Source organism: uncultured Limnohabitans sp., assembly GCF_937889215.1.
GTDB lineage: Bacteria > Pseudomonadota > Gammaproteobacteria > Burkholderiales > Burkholderiaceae_C > Limnohabitans_A.
The window spans coordinates 1-3,440 of the sequence record NZ_CALBEX010000468.1 but is presented as its reverse complement, the minus strand read 5'-3'; the positions used below and the strand labels follow the sequence as shown (position 1 = coordinate 3,440).

4 protein-coding genes are annotated in these 3,440 nt (G+C 62.4%); 3 read left to right on the top strand and 1 reads right to left on the bottom strand.

The features are described from left to right. Positions 1–730: HipA domain-containing protein (locus tag Q0341_RS11815; RefSeq protein ID WP_299513530.1), on the top strand; the 730-nt coding region annotated here is incomplete at its 5' end. Positions 731–844: 114 nt separating this feature from the next. Continuing rightward, positions 845–1,360, top strand: a complete 516-nt coding sequence (locus Q0341_RS11810; RefSeq protein WP_299513528.1) for a retropepsin-like aspartic protease — start codon at positions 845–847, stop codon at positions 1,358–1,360. A gap of 92 nt (positions 1,361–1,452) precedes the next feature. Here the strand turns inward: Q0341_RS11810 and Q0341_RS11805 are convergent, their stop codons facing one another. Then, on the bottom strand, positions 1,453–2,697 hold the full coding sequence (locus Q0341_RS11805; RefSeq protein ID WP_299513526.1) for an MFS transporter: 1,245 nt from the start codon (positions 2,695–2,697) through the stop codon (positions 1,453–1,455). A gap of 451 nt (positions 2,698–3,148) precedes the next feature. Here Q0341_RS11805 and Q0341_RS11800 point away from each other — a divergent pair. After that, positions 3,149–3,440, top strand: a 292-nt coding sequence (locus Q0341_RS11800; RefSeq protein ID WP_299513524.1) for a glutamate--tRNA ligase family protein, incomplete at its 3' end; no start/stop codon positions are given.

Below are 3,440 nucleotides of genomic sequence, written 5' to 3'. Positions count from 1 at the left end.
CCCAGCGCTGGCCGAGCAAGCCTTAGGGCAAGCCCTGAACGGCTCCAGCGCAGGCGGCGAACAACCCAAGTTCACTGCGGTGGTGGGCGGCCACCCGGTGATCGTGAAGTTTTCGCCTACGGGCGATAACCCAGCAGCCCAACGTTGGCGAGATTTGCTGGTGTGCGAAGCGCTGGCCTTGCAAACCCTGAGCGAGGCAGGCGTGGCCGCAGCGCACACTGAGATCGTTGTCGCAGGCGGGCGGGTGTTCTTGCAAAGTCAACGCTTTGACCGCACGGCGCAGGGTGGTCGCGTGGGCATGGTGTCATTGGAAGCCTATGACGCCCGTTATGTGGGCTTGGGCCACCAATGGTCTGCTCTGGCGGCGCTAACGCACCGTGCCGGCTCCGAACGCTTGAATGCATCCGACGTGCAAACGCTTTGCCTGCTCGATGCGTATGGCGCGCTCATCGCCAACAACGACCGCCACCATGGCAACGTCTCGCTGCTGCTGCATGACCACCGCTGGCAACTCGCGCCCGCTTACGACATGCTCCCCATGCTCTACGCACCCGTGGCAGGCGAGGTGGTGCCACGCGAATGGCACATCCACACACCGCACCCGAACGAGCACACTTTGGGCGTGTGGTCCACCGCCCAGGCCTTGGCGCGCCGCTTTTGGCTGCGCGCCGCCGCTGACGAGCGCATCAGCCCCGAATTCCGCGCACTGGCGCTCTCACACACCGCATGAGTGCGCAAAAAGCACGCTCAGTCAACACCGCTCATCGGCCCCACGCACGCGCATTCCCCCTTTCGCCCAAACGGTATCTGGGCCAAAAAGGCTGGGGCAGTTACATTGCTTGACGTGTCACCGCCCAAGCTTCAAAAAACCGCCCGCATCGGCGCGCTCGCCATCGCCGCCGTGTGGCTGGCCGTGGCGGGGGTGTTGTATCTGGTGTTTGAGCGCATCGAGCAAAACCGCCAAGCCAGCCTCAAGCCCTATGCGCTCAGCTCGGGCGATTTGGTGATTCCACGCCAGCGCGACGGGCATTTTCATGTGGCGGGCGAAGTCAACCGCCAGCCCGTCACGTTCTTGGTCGACACCGGGGCCAGCCATGTGAGCGTGAGCCAAGCGCTGGCCACCCAGGCCGGGCTGCCTGCGGGCCAGAGCATCACACTGAACACCGCCAACGGCCAGCGCCCGGGCCAGTTGGTGCGCAACGTGCCCGTGCGCGCGGGGCACTTGGTGCTCAACGACACCAGCGTCGCCGTGGGCCTGAGCGGCCTGCGGCCCGACCAGGCCTTGCTGGGCCAAGCCTTCCTCAAACACTTTGATGTGGAAATCCGGCGCGACGAGATGGTGCTCAAGCCGCGACCCTGAGCCGCGCACCAAACCTGCTGACCCGGCGCAGTCTCATCTGGCTTGGCAATCCGACGCCCACTGGGGTCAGACCGCTGCACACCCTTGTCGCTTCAAGCCTTCAGCGCAACTGCGAGCCTGTGGCGATGGCGGCGCACATGCAAGACCGCCAAATACAAAGACACCACCTGCAGCAAGGCGCAAAAGAAGAACGGTGCACCAATGCGCCAATCGCCTTGCGGATAGTGCGACACCACGGCCAGCATGGGGGCGCCCAACAAGGGCGCCAGCACGGCCATCAAGCCGTTGAGCGAGCTGACAGCGCCCATGGTCTGCCCTTGGCTTTTGCTGTCGGCCGCCGATGAAATCATGCTTTGCACAGACGCCGTCACCGTGCCCCCCAGCAAGTTGACCGCGATCACCGCGTACATCATCCAACCCTCGGTGGCTGCGCCCCACAGGGTGTAGGCCATGACCGAAGACACCAAGCCCCAGATCGCCAGCTTTTGCGGCGAAAACCGCTTGAGCAAACGCCCCAGCAACACCCCTTGCACCAGCACCGCCACAATGCCGACCACGGCCAAAGACCAGCCGTTTTCACGCGGCCCCCAGCCAAACTTGAAGCTGTTGTAGAGCACCCAAACCGTGTACAGCACAAACTGCGCCAAACCACTGAAAGCCACCACCCCCACCAAGGGCCCCACGCCTTTGAGTTGCCCCAACTTGCGCAGCGACGTGGCCGGATTGGCCGAACGCCAGCTGAAGGCCTTGCGGTTGTCGACAGGCAAGGACTCGGGCAACACAAAGTAGCCGTACAGCAAATTGATCAGGGTCAGGGTGCCCGCCAAGTAAAACGGCAAGTGCAGATTCACGGCCCCCAGCAAGCCGCCCACGACAGGCCCAACAATGAAACCCACACCCATCATGGCGCCCAAAAAGCCAAACCGCTTGGCGCGATCCTCGGGGGCTGAAATATCGGCCACATAGGCATTGGCGATGGCGATGTTGGCCTGCATGGCGCCGCCCAGCGTGCGGGCGATGAGCAAGCCCATCAAAGAAGTGGTCATGGCCGTGCCAAAAAAGCTCACCCCCAAGCCCATGAAGCCCAGCAACATCACCGGCCTGCGCCCGTAACGGTCGGACAAAGCCCCCAAAATCGGCGCGGCCACAAAATTGGCCAAGCCAAAGGCAGCAGCGACCACGCCATACCAAAACGCCTGATCGGCCTGGTCGGTGGCAAAACTGGCCACCAGCGTGGGCAACACCGGCACGATCACCCCAATGGCCGCCATGTCGATCAGCACGGCAATCATGATGAACGGCATGGCCGCCTCGCGGGAGCGAATATTTTTGAGCATTGAGAAGATCGCTTTCTGATTATGGGCTCGGCCCGGTGAAGTCTTCAGCCCGGGCCTTATGGTGCGTCTTTTGTAGGCCCGTTGGGCCAGGTGAAGCCTTCAGTCTAGGCCTTGTAGTTCGTCTTTGTAGGCCGTCTCGGCCAGGTGAAGTCTTCAGTCTAGGCCTTGCGGTTCGTCTTTTGTAGGTCGGCGCCTTCAGGTCCGACGTGCTGTCGGTGATCCAAAACCCTCTGAAAACGCCGCACCCTCAAGACCCAAACTGCAAGGGATGACTGGCAAGCCAACCCTCAATCCAAACATCATGCGGCCAGATCCATGCGCAAGGCCGGCCAAACAATCAAAGCGACGTTCAAGGTGTGGGCATTTTAGAACCAGCCCAGCCCAAAGCCACGCCAAAGAAAAATTGCGCCACGCGCCCAAGTAATCTGGGGCCACACCCTAAAATCCAAACATGACCGACCCGACCCCCAACGCCCCCGATTTCAAGCCTGCTGCGACGGCCAGCGGGGCACAGCCCGACCACAAAGTCAGCAACTTCCTGCGCCAGATCATCGAAAAAGACATCGAGCAAGGCACCTACGCCAGCCGCCGCTGGGCAGGCAGCCCCGGCGACGCCGCGCACCACGCTGCGGGCCAGCCCGACCCGGCCAAGATCCGCACCCGCTTTCCGCCCGAGCCCAACGGCTATTTGCATGTGGGCCACGCCAAAAGCATCTGCATCAACTTTGGGCTGGCCAAGGAAT